This window comes from Sphingomonas psychrotolerans, from assembly GCF_002796605.1.
In the GTDB taxonomy this organism is placed as follows: Bacteria; Pseudomonadota; Alphaproteobacteria; order Sphingomonadales; family Sphingomonadaceae; genus Sphingomonas; species Sphingomonas psychrotolerans.
Window position 1 is genome coordinate 937,418 of the sequence record NZ_CP024923.1, and the last position, 15,978, is coordinate 953,395.

Consider the following 15,978-nt stretch of genomic DNA (forward strand, 5'->3'; position numbering starts at 1 on the left):
CGGAAAGCGGGTCTGGCTTGCATCCACGCCGCCCCGGGATTAGGGAGCCGCGACTTTCCACAACTCAAAATGCAGGAGCCGCACGGCCATGGCCGCGACCCGGACCTTTTCGATCATCAAGCCCGATGCCACTCGCCGCAACCTGACCGGTGCGGTCACCAGGATGCTCGAGGAGGGCGGCCTGCGCGTCGTCGCCTCGAAGCGCATCCAGATGACCCGCGAGCAGGCCGAGGGCTTCTACGCGGTCCACAAGGAGCGCCCCTTCTTCAACGATCTGGTCGAGTTCATGATCTCGGGTCCGGTCGTGGTGCAGGTGCTCGAGGGCGAGAACGCGATGCAGCGCAATCGCGACATCATGGGCGCGACCAACCCGGCCAATGCCGAGCCCGGCACGATCCGCAAGGAACTGGCGGAGTCGATCGAGGCGAATTCGGTCCACGGTTCGGACTCGGACGAGAATGCGGCGATCGAGATCGCCTATTTCTTCAAGCCGGAAGAGATTGTCGGCTGAGCCCAAGTCGCTCTTCGGAGCGGCGGTGAGATAGAAGCGCCGGTGGGGCTGGACCCCGCCGGCGCTTTTTTATTCGTCGTCCCGGCGGAAGCCGGGAAGCCGGGAAGACGGATGTGAACGAGAATCGTACTGATCTGGATTGATCGCGGCAACCAACTGAAATGCAGCGCATTTCACTCTGGTATGCCGCAGTATTTCTTCAATCTCGCACCCCCCGACACGCACCCATTGCTCGCCTCGCCGGGCGGCACGTTTCCCGACCTGCGAACAGCACTTGCCGAGGCCAATTCGGCGGCGCGGGCGCTGATCCACAAGCGTGTGCGGCGCTCGCCGATCGCGCTGCACGGCAGCCTCGACATCGAGGACGAACACCGCCGGCCGATCGCACGAATCCTGCTCGCCGACGTCGCGCGCCAGATATCCTGATCCGCCCGCCGGTGCCGAGCGCATTCAGACGCGGGGCAGGGTGATCGTCGCAGTGAGGCCGCCGCCTTCGCGATTGGCCAGCGCGATATCCCCACCGGCGTCGTTGACGATCGCGCGGGCGAGCGCGAGGCCGAGGCCGATGCCGCCGGTCTCGCGGTTGCGCGAAGTCTCGAGCCGGGTGAACGGCGCGAACACCGCGGCGAGCTTGTCGGGCGGGATGCCCGGGCCGCGATCGGCGACTTCGATCGCCACCGTCCGCTCGCCGGGGAGCAGGCTGACTTGCGCGCCGCCGCCATATTTGACGGCGTTCTCGATCAAATTGCGGACCGCGCGGCGCATCAACGAGGGGCGCAGGTGCATCTTGAGGCGCGGCGCTTCCTCGAATTCGACTGCGTGATCGAGCTCGCGGAAATCGTCGACGACCGCGTCGATCAGCGCCGACAGATCGACATCGGTAGGCGGCTCGCTGGGACGGCCGAGCCGGGCTAGCGAGAGAATGTCGTCGAGCGTGCGATTCATCTCGTCGATCGTGTCGGCCATGCGATTGCGGTCGTCGTCGTCGTCCACCGATTCGATGCGGACGCGCAGCGCCGCGAGCGGCGTGCGCAGATCGTGGCCGATCGCGCCGAGCATCCGGTCCTTCTCGTCGAGCATCGCGTTCACGCGCAGGCTGAGCACATTGTATGCGGCGATCACTGCGCGAACGTCGCTGGGGCCGCGTTCCTCGAGCGGCCGGGTGCCGTCGCCCGGGCGGAAATCGCGGGCGGCGCCGGCGAGCGAGCGCAGCGGCTTGGAGATGCGGCGGACGATCCACATCACGGGCAACAGGATGATCGCGTAGAGGATCAAGGTCTGGACGATCAGTGCGGCGATCAGCTTGCGGTCGGGCCGCGCCCAGGGGGCATTGACGGTCAGCCAGCCCTTGCCGGGCTGTTCGATTGCGATGACGAGCACGGTCCCGTTGCGGCGGCGGCCGCGATTTTCGTCGGGCGTCATCGTGCGGATGCCGGTGTCGATCTTGCCGAACGGAATGCCGAGCTCGGCGAGTTGGCCGCGCAGTTCCTCGGAGACTTCTTCGCGGCGTTCGAGCGCGGGCGGGATCGGATCGGTGGGGGTGCGGCGGACGCGGCCGCGATCAGGAGCGATCGGGCGGCCCGACGTGCGTTCGCGTTCGAGCGCGTCGACGATGCGCGTGATCGCGGGACGCGTCGCCTGAGCGAGACGGAATTGGGCGCGGTCGCGAACGGCGATGGCGAAGTTGAGCGCCTGCGCAGTGAACAAAGCGACGGCGATGAGAAGGGCCATCTGGCCGGCGAGCGATTTGGGGAGGAGGCGTTTCATGCGTCCCCGCCCTGATCTGGATACTCGTCCTCCTGCGAAAGCAGGAGCCCAGGATCATCGAGCGTGTCGCCTGCAACCCGGAGACCCTGCTTTCGCAGGAGCCCCAAAGGGGTGTCTGACGGTATCAAAGCCTCGTGACCTCGGCGGCGAGAGTGTAGCCGCCGCCCCAGACCGTCTTGATCAGCGCCGGGTTCTTGGCATCGGGCTCGATCTTCTTGCGCAGCCGGCTGACCTGATTGTCGATCGCGCGGTCGAACGCGGCGGCCTCGCGGCCCTGGGTCAAATCGAGCAATTGATCGCGGGTGAGAACCTGGCGCGGGCGGGTGACCAGGGCGTGGAGGAGATTATATTCGCCGGTCGACAGCGGGACCGACACGCCTTCGCGATCGACCAATGCGCGTTCGCCGGTCTTGAGCACCCAGCCGGCAAAGGCGAAGCTGCCGGTCTCGGGCGCGTGCTGCTTCGCGCCGCCGGCGGCCATGCGGCGGAGCACGACCTTGATGCGGGCGGCGAGTTCGCGCGGGGAGAAGGGCTTCACGACATAATCGTCGGCGCCCATTTCGAGGCCGACGATGCGATCGGTCTCCTCGCTGCGCGCAGTGAGCAGGATGACCGGCGTTTCGCTGGTCTCGCGGATGTGGCGGCAGAGACTGAGGCCGTCCTCGCCGGGCATCATGATGTCGAGAATGACGAGATCGATCGCATAGGCCGCGATCCTGGCGCGGGCACCCTCGGCGTCGCCGGCCTGGGTGACGCGGAATCCCTGTTTGGTGAGATATTGCGCGAGCGGTTCGCGGATCGAGCGCTCGTCGTCGACGAGGAGGAGATGGGGGAGATCCGACATGCTGCGACCGTAACAACTCCGCGGGTGAAAAGAAGTGCCGGGCGGCGAGGGGAGGTGTGCCGCCCGGCAAGGCGGCGAGGGGAGGTGTGCCGCCCGGCAAGGCAGATATTCTAGTTGGCGTCGGTCGCGCCGCCGCGGCGCTCCATCATGCCACGCATCCGCTCGCGGGCGGCGTCGCGCTCGGGCTGATCGATCTTGCCGTCGCTGTTGGTGTCGAGGCGCTCGAAGCGGCGCGTGGCCTGAGCGCGCTGCTCGTCGAGCGAGATCGCGCCGTCATTGTCGGTGTCGCTGCGGCTCATCATCCGGCCGCCGCGGCCTTCGCCGCCGCTCGGCCGCTCTTCCTTGCTGATCTTGCCATCCTCGTTGGCATCGAGCCTGGCAAAGCGGGCGTCGGTATCGGCGAGGAACTCGGCTTTGGTGACGGCGCCGTCGTTGTTGGTGTCGGCCTTGGCGAGCATGTCGCCGCCCATCGGGCGGGCCTGGGGCGCGGGTGCGGGTGCCTGTTGCGCGGCATAGGCGCCGCCGGCGAGGAGGGGGACGCCGAGCAGGGCGGCGGCGGCGAGAGTCTTCTTCATGGCGCGAACTCCAGATTGGGGCGGCCGATGCCGCGACTGGTGTGCCTTTTGGAGGGCGGGTGTCGCAGGGGTTTGTCAGGTGGGCGGGAAGTTGTCGCAAATTGTCGCGGGAGGGGCCGCCCAACGCACCGTCGTCCCGGCGGAGGCCGGGATCTCCTGCCGTATTGCGCCTTCGCCTGATATCCCGGCTTTCGCCGGGATGACGGATCCTCCCGAAGATCGCCACGCGCCTTCGTCCAGGCTCAGCCAAAAATGGCGACGCGTTCTTGTTTAGGCTCAGCCAAAAATGGCGACGCGTTCTTGTTTAGGCTCAGCCAAAAATGGCGACGCCTTGCATCGCTTCGGCGACCGGTTCGCCCGCGGCGTTCCAGATCGCCATGCGCTGGCTGCTATAGCCGTGGCGGGCGATGTCGGCCTCGGCATTGAGCAGCCACCAGCCGTCTTGCGTGGTGGGCTCGGTCGTCAGGAAGTTGATTTGCCAGTTGAGCGAGCTTAGCGGAGTCCGGCGCTCGGCGGCGAGCTTGAACGCGCCGGGCGGCAGCGCGTCGCCGATCGCCATCAGTTCGACCATCGGGTGGAGGCCATCGCGCGCGCGCAGGCGCGCCCAGCGCAGCCATTCGGTGGCGCCGAGCTTGCGCTTCGGATCGAAGAAATTGAAGTTGCCGGTGAAGAAGTTGTCGGGGCCGGTGTGGAGTTCGGCATCGGCAGCGGGAGGCTCGACCGTGGCGCGACGGGCCTGATCGTGCTCGACGACCGAGGCGAGCCCGGTCATGAACACGAAGGTGGCGCGCAGGCCGAGACCGGCTTCGGAGGTGACGTCGGCCTGGAGGAAGGCGGCGTTGCGGCCGCGGCGGAGCTTGGTGGCGGTGACGCTGACTTCGCCGGCGAGCGGGCCGATAAAGGCGATCTGGGCGGAGCGCAGCGACGGCAGATCAGGCTCGAGCTCGAGCGCGGCTTGCAGCGCGAGCGCGGCGGAGAGGCCGCCGAACGCTGTGCGGCCCTGCATCCAGCCGGCGGGGATCGTGGTGCCAAGGCCGCTGTCGTGGCGCCGGGCGTGGGCGAGGATGTCGGCGATCGGAGTCACGGGTAAAGCGCGCGCAGTTCGCGTTTGAGCACCTTGCCGATCGCGTTGCGCGGGAGTTCGTCGACCCGGCGGAGATCGGCGAGACGCTGGGTCTTGCCGAGCCGCGCGTTGCACCAGGCGAGGATCTCCGCGGGATCGCCGCTGCCGACATAGAAGCCGACTGGAGTCTCGCCCCATTGCTCGGAGGGGATTCCGACGACGGCGCAATCCGAGACGCCGGGATGCTCGATCAGCACTGCTTCGAGGTCCGAGGGATAGACGTTGAACCCGCCCGAGATGATCAGATCCTTCTTGCGGTCGAGCAAGGTGAGGAAGCCGTCTTCATCGAAGCGGCCGATATCGCCGTGGCGGATGAAGCGGTTGCCGGCCGGGTCGAACCAGGTCGCTGCGGCGGTCGCGTCGGTGCGGCCGTGATAACCGGTCATCATCGCGCCCGAGCGGCCGACGACTTCGCCGATTTCGCCCTGCGCGACTTCGCGGCCGTCGTCATCGATCAGGCGGATGTCTTGGCCGTCGATCGGCTTGCCGACGGTGTGGAGCTTGTCGGGATGGGCGTTGCAGACGAGGATCGTCGTGCCGCCGCCTTCGGTCATCCCGTAATATTCGACGAGCAGCCCGGGCCAGCGCGCGAGGACATCGGCCTTCAGCGCGGCAGAGAAGGGGGCGCTGGTGCAGGTTTTGAGCATGAAGCCGGAGAGATCGAAGCGGTCGAACTCGGGATCGGCCATGATCCGCTGATATTGGACGGGGACCAGCATCGTGACGCTGCCGCGGTGTTTTTCGGCCTGGACCAGATATTCGCGGGCCTCGAACTTGGCGAGGAGCACCACCGTGCCGCCCCAGCCGAGCGTGGGCAGGAAGCTGACGAGGGTGGTGTTCGAATAAAGCGGAGTGGCGACCATCGTCACCGCCTCGGCGAAGCCGGCAGGGGCGCGACCGATATGAACCCAGCGCATCGAATGCGGCTGGACGATGCCCTTGGGCGTGCCGGTGGTGCCCGAGGAATAGATGATGTTGAACGGGTCGTCGGGGCCGACCGTCACCTGCCTGGGGGCGCCGTCGTGGAGCCAGTCTTCGAGCTGCTCGATCGCGACCTTGCGGACCGGCACGTCGATGTCATGGGCGGCGTCGTGGAACAGGATCGGCGCGGCGCAATCCGCGACCATCGCGGCGAGCTGTTCGGGCGTCGCCGAGGGTGCGAGCGGCGCGGCGACGCAGCCGGCGCGCAGCGCGCCGAGGAAGACCAGTGCGTAATCGAGCGAGGTGGGGCCGAGGATAGCGACTGCGTCTCCCTGTTGCACGTCGCTTTGCTGGAGCGAGAAGGCGATGCGATCCATCGCCCGGTCGAGCTCGGCATAATCGACCATGCGCGCGCCGAAGACGATCGCGGGTTTGGCGCCGCGATCGCGGGCGTGCGCGCGGATAAGATCGGGCAGCGTCGCGAAGTCGCTCGCCAGCATTTCGTCGGCAGTCACGGTCTTGCCCCCATCGCGCGATCTTCTAGCGAGCGCGTCGTCGAACGCCATACGCATTTTTCGAAAATCGTGACCAGAAAGTAGCGGCGAGAAGATTCGACAAGGAAGCGGTGTCGTCGCTATTCTGTGTCGGCGGAAATCGCGGAGGCGTTCGATGCGGGCAAGTCATCCGGGGCGGAGCGGCAGCTATTTCGCGGCAAGGGCGTTGCTATTGGCGCTGTTGCCGCTGGCGGCATCCTGTTCGGTGTCGCTGATCGCGCCCTATGACAGCCGCTCCGAGGAGATGGTTACCCAGATCCAGAGCGAACTTTCGGCTTTTCATCAGGAGCTGATCTACGACAACAAGGCTCCGGACTGCGTCTATTCGAAGCATGTCGGCTTCTATCGGACGATCCACGCCGACATCGCCAATCTGCGCGTGCGGGTGAGCGCGATCGCGAAGAACGCGCAGACCGGGGATCAGGTGGAGGCGCTGGAGGCGGGAGTCGACGATCTCGAGCAGATCCACCGCAACCGCGAGAGGCAGCCGCCGGGCGACACCCAATGCATGGGCATCAAGGCGATGGAGAACAGCTTCGGCGGGCTGGAAGGGATCATCCGGGCGATCCTCCAGCTCGAGATGGTCAAGCAGCGCACGCTCTGACGGAGAAGGTAGATGGATGTGGATTTCGGCAGGCTCGCCGGCCAGATCAGCGACAGGATCGCAAGCGTGCTCACCGGCTATGGCAAGAGCGCCGGCGGCTTCGCGCGCACCGAGGGCGAGAAGATCGCGCTGGCGATACGGCAGATCGCCGAGATGGTGCGCGATGGCGAGATCCTGCCCGAGGAGGCGCCGCTCTATTTCGACATCCAGCTGCAGCATTCGCGCGCGGTGCTGCGGACGGTGGAGGGGATCGGACTGGTCGCCGCCGAACAGGCGATCAACGGCACCATCGACCTGATCAGGGGCGCCGTTACCACTGCGCTCGGCTTTCCGCTGGTCAGATAGGATTCCTCAGGAGCTGGTGCGAACCTTCGGCACCACCCGGAGGATCACGATCAGCAGGGCCGCGAACGCCAGCCCGGCGGCGAACACGAAATTGCCCGCGGGGAAGCCGCGTTCGGCACCGAAGGCGAGGGACTGGCTTAACACCAGAGGCGCAAGGATCAAGGCGACGCTGTTGAGGCTGGCCATGCCGCCCTGCAGCGCGCCCTGGTGCTGCGCGTCGGTCATCCGGGAGAGCAGCGCGTTGATCGAAGGATAAGCGAGCGCCTGGAACGCGCTGAGCGGGATCAGCGCATAGACCATCCAGCCTTCGCGGACGAAGATGTACCCGAAGAACACCGCGCCACCGGCGAGGATGCCGAGCACGACTGTCCGCTCCTCGCCCCAGCGCTTGATCGCGCGGCCGGTGACGAGCGTCTGGACCAGCGCCATCGCGAGGCCCGAGGCGGCGAGCGACCAGCCGATCGCCTGCTCGTCCCAGCCCAGCGCGATTTCGCTCCAGAACGCCCAGGTCGCGGGGTAGACCATATGCGCGAACTGCCAGAGGAAGGCGGCGAGGAGCAGCCAGCCGGCATTGCCGGCGTGGAGCAGCGGTCTGAACGCGGCGAAGACATGGGCGTTGCCCCAGCGGAAGGCGCGGCGGTGCTCGGGAAGCATCGTCTCGGGGAGGGCAGTCAGGATCCACAAGGCGTTAAGCCCCGCCAGCACCGCCGCGGCGATGAACGGCGCGCGGGTGCCGAAGCCGGCCAGAAGGCCGCCCATCGCCGGTCCGAGGATGAAGCCGATCCCGAACGCGGCCCCCATCAGCCCGAAGGTCGCGCCGCGCTTCTCGGGCGGCGTGACATCGGCGAGCACGGCGTTGGCGGGACCATAAGACGCGCCGGCCACCCCGGCGATCATCCGGCCGACGAACAGCCACGCGATGCTCGGCGCGACGGCCATGAAGGCATAGTCGGCGGCGAAGGCGAGCATCGAGAAGAGCAATACGGGGCGGCGGCCGAAGCTGTCGCCGAGCGTACCAAGGATCGGGCCGGCGAAGAACTGCGTCACCGCATAGGCCGCGAGCATATAGCCGCCGATCCGGGCGGCATCTTCGAGGCTGACATGCGCGAGTTCGACGACGAGGCGGGGGAGGACCGGCATGACGATGCCGAAGCCGATCGAGTCGATCAGAATCGCGAACAGCACGATGGGCACCGAGCGGTGATGGAATCGCATGTGGCCTCCCCCTCTGCCTGCTCTTGTGGCGGAACAATACGGGTACGTCAAAGGGTGGCGATCCCTTCCGTCACGCGGACGGGAGTCGGGATCACGCCCGCCTCGACCGGTCGCGTGCCGCCTGAGGCCCCGGCTTTCGCCGGGGTGACGAAGTTGGGTGCTTGACGGCGCGGTCACCATACCGCATTTTCGAATTGAGCCGAACACGGCAGGGAGAGGACGATGGCGACTGCAGAAATCGAAGCGCCGGTGGACGCGCTCGAGGCGTTCCGCGCGCATGCCCGCGAATGGCTGGGGGCGCATTTCCCGCCCTCGCTAAAGGGCAAGGACAATGCAATGTCGGCAGTGGAGGGGCCGCACGAGAACACGCCCGAAGAAGCGGCCTGGCAGCAGGCGATGGGCGAAAAGGGCTGGGGCGTGCCGACCTGGCCGAAGGAATATGGCGGCGGCGGGCTGAGCCGCGACGAGGCGCGCGTACTGCAGGAGGAAATGGCGCGCATCGGCGCATGGAACCCGATCGGCGGGATGGGCGTGATGATGTTCGGCCCGACCCTGCTCGAATATGGCAGCGAAGAACAGAAACGCGAGCACATCCCGGCGATCGCGAAGGGCATTGTGCGCTGGTGCCAAGGCTATTCCGAGCCCGGCGCGGGATCGGATCTCGCTTCGCTCCAGGCCTTTGCCGAGGATCGCGGCGACCACTATGTCGTCAACGGCCAGAAGACATGGACCAGCGGCGGACAATGGGCGGACAAATGCTTCATGCTCGTCCGCACCGACAAGACCAGGAAGCACGAAGGCATCACCTTCCTGCTCTGCGACATGGATACGCCCGGCGTCGAAGTGAAGCCGATCCGGCTGATCTCGGGCTCGTCGCCGTTCTGCGAGACCTTCTTCACCGATGTGAAGGTGCCCAAGGCCAACCGCGTCGGCGAGGAAGGGCAGGGCTGGACGATCGGCAAGCGCCTGCTCCAGCACGAGCGCTCCAGCCTGTCGGGCGGCGGATCGACTGCGGGGCGGATGTTTTCGGGCGCGCCGCTGGGGCAACTCGCGAAGAAATATGTCGGCGTGGACGAACAGGGGCGGATCGCCGATGCCGATCTGCGCAGCCGGATCGTGCGGCACGAGATGGATTTGCGCGCCTTCATGCTGACGCTGCGACGGGCTTCGGCGGAGGCGAAGTCGAACCAAGGGCCGTCTGCCGCCACGTCGATCATGAAGAATGTCGGCGCGCGGATCATGCAGGAGCGTTCCGAGCTGCTGATCGAGATCCGCGGGCTGGCCGGGCTCGGCTGGGAAGGCGAGGGGTTCGAGGAGGAGGCGCTCAAGGATGTGCGGACCTGGCTCTTCGGCAAGGCGGTGTCGATCTATGGCGGGTCGACCGAGATCCAGAACAACGTGATCGCCAAGCGGATATTGGGGATGCTGGATCACCAGTGATTTTCGTCGCCCCGGCGAAAGCCGGGGGTCTCGTGCGGCGAGCGCACGGCATGTGGAGGAAGGTCCCGGCTTCCGCCGGGATGACGAGGTGGAAATGGCAGTCCTGACCGAAGAACAGACGATGCTGCGCGACATGGCGCGCGAATGGGCGGACAATGAATCGCCCGTGACGGCGTATCGGAAAATGCGCGATGCGGCGCCGGCGGAATATTACGACGCCGCGGCATGGCGGGCGCAGGCCGAGATGGGCTGGGCGGGGATACTGATCCCCGAGGCGCAGGGCGGCGCGGGGATGGGCTATCTCTCGCTCGGCCTCGTGCTCGAGCAATTGGGCCGCAACCTTGCCGCGACGCCGCTGGCTGCGACCGCGGCAGCGACGAGCGCGCTGCTGCTTGGTGGTTCGGAGGCGCAGCAGGTGGAATGGCTGCCGCGGATCGCCGCAGGTGACGTGGTGGCGGCGCTCGCAGTCGATGAGGGGCCGCGCTTCGCTCCCGACAAGATCGCTACGACCGTGGAGGGCGGCAAGCTCAGCGGTACCAAGGAATTCGTTGCCGAGGGTGACAGCGCGCAGCTGTTCGTCGTGGCCGCGACCGACGGGCTCTATCTGGTCGCGGGCGACGAAGGCGTGACCCGGTCGCCCCGGAAACTGACCGACGCCCGGAGCCACGCGCAGCTTCGCTTCGACGGCGCGCCGGCCGGGAAGCTGGAAGGCGGCGCCGATCTGCTCACCCAGGTGACCGACCGCGCCACCGCGGCGCTATGCGCCGAGATGCTCGGCATGGCCGAGGCCGCGTTCGCGCAGACCAACGACTATCTCAAGACCCGCGTCCAGTTCGGACAGGTCCTCGCCTCCTTCCAGGCGCTGCAGCATCGGATGGCGAAGATGTTCACCGAACTCGAACTGATGCGCTCGGTGGTGGAAGGAGCGCTCGAGGCGATCGATTCCGGGCGCGCCAATGTCAGCCACGAAGTCAGCCTCGCCAAGGCGGTGGCGGGCGAGACGCTCCATCTGGTCAGCCGCGAGACGATCCAGCTGCACGGCGGTATCGGGATGACCGACGAGCATGACGCCGGCTTCACCCTCAAGCGTGCGCGAGTGCTGGAGGCCATGTGGGGCAATGCCGCGTGGCACCGCGAGCGCTTCGCGCGGCTGTGCGGCTATTGAGCTGCATCGTCATCCCGGCGGAAGCCGTGATTTCAGGCGAAGGGGGCAGGAGCCTCATGAGATCCCGGCTTTTGCCGGGATGACGGTTGGGGGCTGCACCCTGGCTCCCGACTGGTGCATTCGGGCAACACCCCGGAGCCAGTCCCGCTTTGCAACGTTTGTTATGCTTGACGGCCCTTAGGGAACACGCTGTTATTCGAGGGTAGGGTATGGAACCGCAAAGCGTTCCGGCCCGTGGTGGGAGAGAGAAAGATGATGCGGTTACGCCTTCTGTCAGCCTGTGCGGCTCCGGCAATGATCATGGCACTCGCAACGCCTGCTTATGCGCAGGAGGCGGCGAGCGCGCCAGCCGCGCAGGATGCGGCACAGGAAACCGACTCCTACGACCCCAACGACATCGTCGTCACGGCGCAGGGCCGCGCTCAGGTGCTTGCCGACGTGCCGCTCGCGGTCTCGGCGATCAGCGCCGAGACGCTGCAGCAATCGGGCGCCACCGACATCCGCCAGCTCAATCAGGTCGCGCCGTCGCTGCTCGTCTCCTCGACCGGCAGCGAAGCCAACGGCTCTGCGCGTATCCGCGGCATCGGCACGGTGGGGGACAATCCCGGGCTAGAAAGCTCGGTCGCGGTGTTCATCGATGGCGTCTATCGTTCACGTTCGGGGATCGGCCTCAACGAGCTCGGCGAGATCGACCGGATCGAAGTGCTGCGCGGGCCGCAGGGCACACTGGGCGGGCGCAACGCATCGGCTGGCATGATCAACATCGTCAGCAAGGCGCCGTCGCCGACCTATGGCGCGGGGGCCGAGTTCACGTACGGCAATTTCGACCAGATCCGCGCATCGGGCTTCATCAACGTGCCGCTGGGCGACACGCTGGCCGCGCGCATCGACAGCGTCTTCTCGCGGCGCGACGGCTTTTATCACGACCTTGTCAACGATCGCGACATCAACAACCGCAATCGCTATTTCGTGCGCGGGCAATTGCTGTTCGAGCCGTCGAGCGATCTGACGATCCGGCTGATCGGCGACTATACCAAGCGCAAGGAGGAATGCTGCGCAGCGACCTATATCAGCCGCGGCATGAACGAATATATCGGCAATCTGAACGATCCGGCGCAGAACAACATCGTCCGGGTGCTGCAGGGTCTCGGCCAGCCGGCAGCGGCGTTCACCGAGGGCTATAGCCGCGACATCTATATGTCCCCCGGCCGCAGCTATTATGGCGAGACCGAGGATTGGGGCGGATCGGTGCAGGTGGACCTGAATCTGGGCGGCGCCAAGCTGACCTCGATCACGGGCTATCGCAACTATGTGAGCGATCAGGGATCGGATACCGATTATAGCCGGGTGGACATCCTCTACCGCGCCGCCGACGGCAATTCGGCACGCGAATTCAAGACCTTCAGCCAGGAATTGCGGCTGCAGGGCACTGCGTTCGACGACAAGCTCGACTGGCTGATCGGCGGCTATTACGCCAACGAAGATCTGACGGTCACCGACAATCTTCGCTTCGGCAGCCAATATGGCCGGTTCGCGACGTGCCGGATCATTTCGGGCGGCGGCCTGGCGGCGCTCTATTCACCGACATCGGCGGGGTGCCTGGCGGCGCGGCCTGCAGCGTTCGGTGCCGCATCGCCGCTGATCTATGCGGGGTTCGACCGGCTCGATGCAATCAACAATCGCGGCTCGACGCTCGACCGCTACGACCAGAACAGCCGCAACTGGGCGCTGTTCACGCACAATATCGTGCACCTCGCCAAGAACTTCGATCTGACTCTGGGGCTTCGCTACACCAACGAGCGCAAGCGCTTCGACGCGACGTTCGGCAATGACAATACCGGCTGCACGGCCAATCAGGCGGCGCTGACTCCGTTCCTCACCAATGCCGGGTTGAGCGCAGTGGCGGGCGCGTTGATCGGGCTCTCGTGCCAAGGCAACTCGACAGCGGAGCTCAACGGCGTATCGATCAACGACGAGCGCAACGAAGACGAATTCACCGGCACCGCCGTGGTTTCGTGGAAGCCCACCGACGATCTGCTGCTCTATGGCAGCTATTCGCGCGGCTATAAGGCGGGCGGGTTCAATCTCGATCGCTCGGCGCTCAAAAATCCCATCCAGATCGTGGGCGGCCTGCCGACGACGACCTTTGCCGCGGCGGGCGGTGCGCAGGCCCTGGTGGGCAATCTCCAGTTCGATCCGGAGACAGTCAATTCGTTCGAGCTGGGCCTTAAATACTCGACCGGGCCGTTCAGCCTGAACATCGCGGCCTTCCGGCAGGAGTTCAAAAACTTCCAGCTCAATACGTTCAACGGCACGGTCTTCCTCGTCCAGAACGTCAATGGCTGCGGCGCGAACCTGGCCGGCGGCGACCGCGACCAGAGCAAGTTCGCGACGGCGACCAACTTCAATGCCGCGGCGGCGACCACCGGCGCGTGTTCGTCGGATGACGTGACCTATGGCGTGCTGGCGCAAGGTGTCGAGCTCGAGGCGTCGCTGGTGCCGCATCGCGACGTCCGCGTCGGGCTGGGCCTGACCTATGCGCAGACCAAATATCGCGATCACCTGGTCGGTAATTCCGCGGGCGCGCCGCTCGATCAGGCGCTTCGCAAACTGCCGGGCGACAATCTGTCAAACGCGCCCGAGATCGTCGCCACCGCTTCCTTCGCCTGGACCCCCGACATCGGCAGCTCGGGGATGAGCGGTCTGCTTTATTTCGACACCCGCCTGACCGACGATTACAATACCGGCTCCGACCTGTTCCCGCAGAAGGAGCAGGACAGCTATGCGATTTTCAACGCCCGCGTCGGCATCCGCGGACCGAACCAGCGCTGGTCGATCGAATTCTGGGGGCAAAACGTCTTCAATGAGAATTACACCCAGGTCGGGTTCAATTCGCCGTTCCAGGAAGGCGCGGCCGGGGCGCCCTTCACCGACCTGCAATATCCGGGCGGGCGGCAGATTTTCTCGGCCTATCTCGCCGAGCCGCGGACCTATGGCGTGACGCTGCGCACACGCTATTGAGCGCGACGGGAGCGGGGCACGCCTCGCTCCCTTTTTTCCCTGAGGGCCGGCGGGGCGGATGGCCGGCGTGATCAGCGATTCGATCGAGTCTTTAGTCGGGTCCGGAAATACTTGCGCCCGGCGAGACTCGTCTTCGCCGCGGGGGCGCCTTGGGCGATCTCCATTATTGGCGCGTGAGCGCGTTGTCCAAGCAGGCGGAGAGTCGTCGACTGGGGGAGAATGGTCGTTGCGCACCTGCACGCACAAGTGCCACGTACGGCGGATGAAGTCCGAGACCGCCAAGCGCCCCAAAGGACAGAGCTACCCACTCAAGTCCTCTAAATTGGAAGAGGTGCTTGCGAGTGCAGGGGTTTCGATTGACGTGTATCTAATTCGCAGCCCCGGCCCGCTCTTCGATGCGTTTTTTTGGCCGCCCAACCCCAACGTCCCTTATGAACGCCTCTATGTGCGGGCTGGGTCCGTGCCGATAGAACAGGCGGCTGATGCACGGCGCGAGATCGAAGCGACCGCGCTTCCGAAACTGGCGCAATGGATTGCACGGATACTTGCCGCGGACCGGAAATCGTCGCTCAGGCGTGAGCAGCAGGTGCTCGTTTTCTGGCGGCGCAAATGACCGCATTTATCCTCGCGACCGCGTCTCTCGCCGCCGTCGTCAGCCCTTCAGCACGCGATCGTCGAACAGCCCGAACGTCAGGGTCGAGGCATAGAAGGCGACCGCTTTCTCGCGCGGCATGGTGCTCGCCCATTTGCGCATGTCGAAGGCGGCGTTCTGGATCGCCATCAGCGCCTGCGACGCGACCAGAGGATCGATTGCGCGGATCGTGCCTTCGGCGATGCCGTCGGAGAGCATGCCGGCGAAGCGGCGTGCGATCCTGTTCGAGCGGTCGATCATCGTCGAGCGGACATGTGGTGGGAGGCCCGACAACGCAGTGGTGCGCAGCAACGGGCCGCGTTCGGAGAATTGATAGTCGAGCAACGTCGCGATCGTGCTCTCGAGCCGCTGCCAATGGCTGCCCTGGTGGCTCTCCGCAAGGCGCTGGGCGTCGGCGATGATGTCGAAACTGCGCTTGTAGCAGGCGATCACCAGATCGTCCTTGGCATCGAGATGGTGGTAGAAGCTGCCCTTGGTGACGTTGAGCTCCGAGGCGATCCGCTGGACCGAGGCGCCGCGATAGCCGAGTTCGTTGATCAGCCGCGTCGCCGCGAGCAGAAATGCCTCGCGGCCCGGTTCGGGCTCCTCGTGCACGAGGTCGAGCATCTCGGGCGTCCAGTCCTGCCCCGGCGCGGCGATGCCGGAACGGAACACGTCCATCAATCGCGCCTCGACGCGGGGATATTCGTCGACTTCGTAGCGCGGCAGCCACGCAGTGAGCCAGAAAGTGTTCTCGAGCAGTACATGCGCGCGCGCGCCGTTAAGGTCGGTCTCGGCGCGGCTGGCACCGGTGCCCCACAGGCTGCGGGTCTTGCGGAAGATGTTGCGCCAGCCGGCGAGGAGCTGGCCCTTGGTCGGGTCCTCCATCGCGCGCAGGTCCGAGAGGATCGCGAAGTCGCGCTCGTCGCCGCGGCGGATGCGGGCCAGCCGCTCCATGTTGATGTTAAGATAACGCGCGACCCGGGCTTCGGGCGTCGCCTCCCGAAGCGCGGCGTCGAGCATTGCGTCGAGCCGTTCGAGCGTCTGTTCGAAGGCGGCGGCGGCGAGGTCTTCCTTGCGCTTGAAATAATAAGTGACCGAAGTGGTGTTGAGCCCGACGCGCCGCGCGACGTCCGCAAAGGTCATGCCTTTGGCGCTCTGCTCGTTGATCGCGTCGGCCGCTGCGGCGAGGATCGCGTCGCGCTTCGCCTGGAAACGCTTGGTACCGCCGCCGCTCTCGATGTTTCCAGGTGCATTCATTG

At 66.0% G+C, this 15,978-nt stretch carries 15 protein-coding genes; 8 read left to right on the forward strand and 7 right to left on the reverse strand.

The window, feature by feature from the left end:
- Window positions 1-88: 88 nt before the first annotated feature.
- Both ndk and CVN68_RS04085 read left to right on the forward strand, forming a co-directional pair.
- Window positions 89-511, forward strand: coding sequence for a nucleoside-diphosphate kinase (ndk, locus tag CVN68_RS04080; RefSeq protein WP_100281070.1), 423 nt, complete (start codon window positions 89-91; stop codon window positions 509-511).
- A gap of 183 nt (window positions 512-694) precedes the next feature.
- Window positions 695-937 carry a DUF6894 family protein gene (locus CVN68_RS04085; protein WP_100281071.1) on the forward strand — a complete coding sequence of 81 codons (243 nt, stop codon included), beginning with the start codon at window positions 695-697 and terminating at the stop codon, window positions 935-937.
- 24 nt (window positions 938-961) lie between these two features.
- On the opposite strand, the gene CVN68_RS04090 is transcribed toward CVN68_RS04085, so the two are convergent.
- The 5 genes from CVN68_RS04090 to CVN68_RS04110 form a co-directional block, all read right to left on the reverse strand.
- The gene (locus CVN68_RS04090) at window positions 962-2,278 is read right to left on the reverse strand and encodes a sensor histidine kinase (RefSeq protein WP_233503577.1); all 1,317 of its coding nucleotides are present in this window, start codon (window positions 2,276-2,278) and stop codon (window positions 962-964) included.
- Between the two features lie 124 nt (window positions 2,279-2,402).
- Entirely contained in the window at window positions 2,403-3,122 is a 720-nt protein-coding gene (locus CVN68_RS04095; protein WP_100281072.1) for a response regulator, read from the reverse strand.
- 110 nt (window positions 3,123-3,232) lie between these two features.
- Window positions 3,233-3,697, reverse strand: a complete 465-nt coding sequence (locus CVN68_RS24160) for a CREC-EF hand family protein (RefSeq protein WP_100281073.1) — start codon at window positions 3,695-3,697, stop codon at window positions 3,233-3,235.
- A 310-nt stretch (window positions 3,698-4,007) separates the two neighbouring features.
- Window positions 4,008-4,781, reverse strand: coding sequence for a thioesterase family protein (locus CVN68_RS04105; RefSeq protein WP_100281074.1), 774 nt, complete (start codon window positions 4,779-4,781; stop codon window positions 4,008-4,010).
- The gene (locus CVN68_RS04110) at window positions 4,778-6,307 is read right to left on the reverse strand and encodes a class I adenylate-forming enzyme family protein (RefSeq protein ID WP_407695544.1); all 1,530 of its coding nucleotides are present in this window, start codon (window positions 6,305-6,307) and stop codon (window positions 4,778-4,780) included. Before CVN68_RS04110 ends, CVN68_RS04105 begins: the two co-directional genes overlap by 4 nt.
- 103 nt (window positions 6,308-6,410) lie before the next feature.
- On the opposite strand from CVN68_RS04110, the gene CVN68_RS04115 reads away from it, so the two are divergent.
- Together CVN68_RS04115 and CVN68_RS04120 are read left to right on the forward strand one after the other, a co-directional pair.
- The gene (locus CVN68_RS04115; RefSeq protein ID WP_158298731.1) at window positions 6,411-6,899 is read left to right on the forward strand and encodes a hypothetical protein; all 489 of its coding nucleotides are present in this window, start codon (window positions 6,411-6,413) and stop codon (window positions 6,897-6,899) included.
- Between the two features lie 12 nt (window positions 6,900-6,911).
- The gene (locus CVN68_RS04120; RefSeq protein WP_100281076.1) at window positions 6,912-7,244 is read left to right on the forward strand and encodes a hypothetical protein; all 333 of its coding nucleotides are present in this window, start codon (window positions 6,912-6,914) and stop codon (window positions 7,242-7,244) included.
- Between the two features lie 6 nt (window positions 7,245-7,250).
- Here CVN68_RS04120 and CVN68_RS04125 read toward each other — a convergent pair whose 3' ends face one another.
- Window positions 7,251-8,459, reverse strand: coding sequence for a TCR/Tet family MFS transporter (locus CVN68_RS04125; RefSeq protein ID WP_199560210.1), 1,209 nt, complete (start codon window positions 8,457-8,459; stop codon window positions 7,251-7,253).
- 222 nt (window positions 8,460-8,681) lie between these two features.
- Between CVN68_RS04125 and CVN68_RS04130 the strand changes: the two genes are divergently transcribed.
- The 4 genes from CVN68_RS04130 (at window position 8,682) to CVN68_RS04145 (ending at window position 14,698) form a co-directional block, all read left to right on the forward strand.
- Window positions 8,682-9,899 carry an acyl-CoA dehydrogenase family protein gene (locus CVN68_RS04130; protein WP_100281077.1) on the forward strand — a complete coding sequence of 406 codons (1,218 nt, stop codon included), beginning with the start codon at window positions 8,682-8,684 and terminating at the stop codon, window positions 9,897-9,899.
- 94 nt (window positions 9,900-9,993) lie between these two features.
- Window positions 9,994-11,064: an acyl-CoA dehydrogenase family protein gene (locus tag CVN68_RS04135; protein WP_100284200.1), complete on the forward strand. Its 1,071-nt coding sequence runs from the start codon at window positions 9,994-9,996 to the stop codon at window positions 11,062-11,064.
- A gap of 252 nt (window positions 11,065-11,316) precedes the next feature.
- Complete coding sequence (locus CVN68_RS04140; protein ID WP_100281078.1) at window positions 11,317-14,085, forward strand: TonB-dependent receptor; 2,769 nt, start codon at window positions 11,317-11,319, stop codon at window positions 14,083-14,085.
- Window positions 14,086-14,347: 262 nt separating this feature from the next.
- Window positions 14,348-14,698 (forward strand): hypothetical protein, encoded by a 351-nt coding sequence (locus tag CVN68_RS04145; protein WP_100281079.1) that lies wholly within the window; start codon window positions 14,348-14,350, stop codon window positions 14,696-14,698.
- 39 nt (window positions 14,699-14,737) lie between these two features.
- On the opposite strand, the gene CVN68_RS04150 is transcribed toward CVN68_RS04145, so the two are convergent.
- A complete protein-coding gene (locus CVN68_RS04150) occupies window positions 14,738-15,976 on the reverse strand; it encodes a TetR/AcrR family transcriptional regulator (protein WP_100281080.1) in 1,239 nt (412 codons plus the stop codon).
- Between the last annotated feature and the right edge of the window lie 2 nt (window positions 15,977-15,978).

Coding starts and splice junctions, on each gene's coding strand:
- CVN68_RS04115 (WP_158298731.1), top strand. CDS start 6,411: ATGCGGGCAAGTCATCCGGGGCGGAGCGGCAGCTATTTCGCGGCAAGG.
- CVN68_RS04140 (WP_100281078.1), top strand. CDS start 11,317: ATGATGCGGTTACGCCTTCTGTCAGCCTGTGCGGCTCCGGCAATGATC.
- CVN68_RS04120 (WP_100281076.1), top strand. CDS start 6,912: ATGGATGTGGATTTCGGCAGGCTCGCCGGCCAGATCAGCGACAGGATC.
- CVN68_RS04085 (WP_100281071.1), top strand. CDS start 695: ATGCCGCAGTATTTCTTCAATCTCGCACCCCCCGACACGCACCCATTG.
- CVN68_RS04135 (WP_100284200.1), top strand. CDS start 9,994: ATGGCAGTCCTGACCGAAGAACAGACGATGCTGCGCGACATGGCGCGC.
- CVN68_RS04125 (WP_199560210.1), bottom strand. CDS start 8,459: ATGCGATTCCATCACCGCTCGGTGCCCATCGTGCTGTTCGCGATTCTG.
- CVN68_RS04110 (WP_407695544.1), bottom strand. CDS start 6,307: ATGGCGTTCGACGACGCGCTCGCTAGAAGATCGCGCGATGGGGGCAAG.
- CVN68_RS04150 (WP_100281080.1), bottom strand. CDS start 15,976: ATGAATGCACCTGGAAACATCGAGAGCGGCGGCGGTACCAAGCGTTTC.
- CVN68_RS24160 (WP_100281073.1), bottom strand. CDS start 3,697: ATGAAGAAGACTCTCGCCGCCGCCGCCCTGCTCGGCGTCCCCCTCCTC.
- CVN68_RS04145 (WP_100281079.1), top strand. CDS start 14,348: ATGAAGTCCGAGACCGCCAAGCGCCCCAAAGGACAGAGCTACCCACTC.
- CVN68_RS04090 (WP_233503577.1), bottom strand. CDS start 2,278: ATGAAACGCCTCCTCCCCAAATCGCTCGCCGGCCAGATGGCCCTTCTC.
- ndk (WP_100281070.1), top strand. CDS start 89: ATGGCCGCGACCCGGACCTTTTCGATCATCAAGCCCGATGCCACTCGC.
- CVN68_RS04095 (WP_100281072.1), bottom strand. CDS start 3,122: ATGTCGGATCTCCCCCATCTCCTCCTCGTCGACGACGAGCGCTCGATC.
- CVN68_RS04130 (WP_100281077.1), top strand. CDS start 8,682: ATGGCGACTGCAGAAATCGAAGCGCCGGTGGACGCGCTCGAGGCGTTC.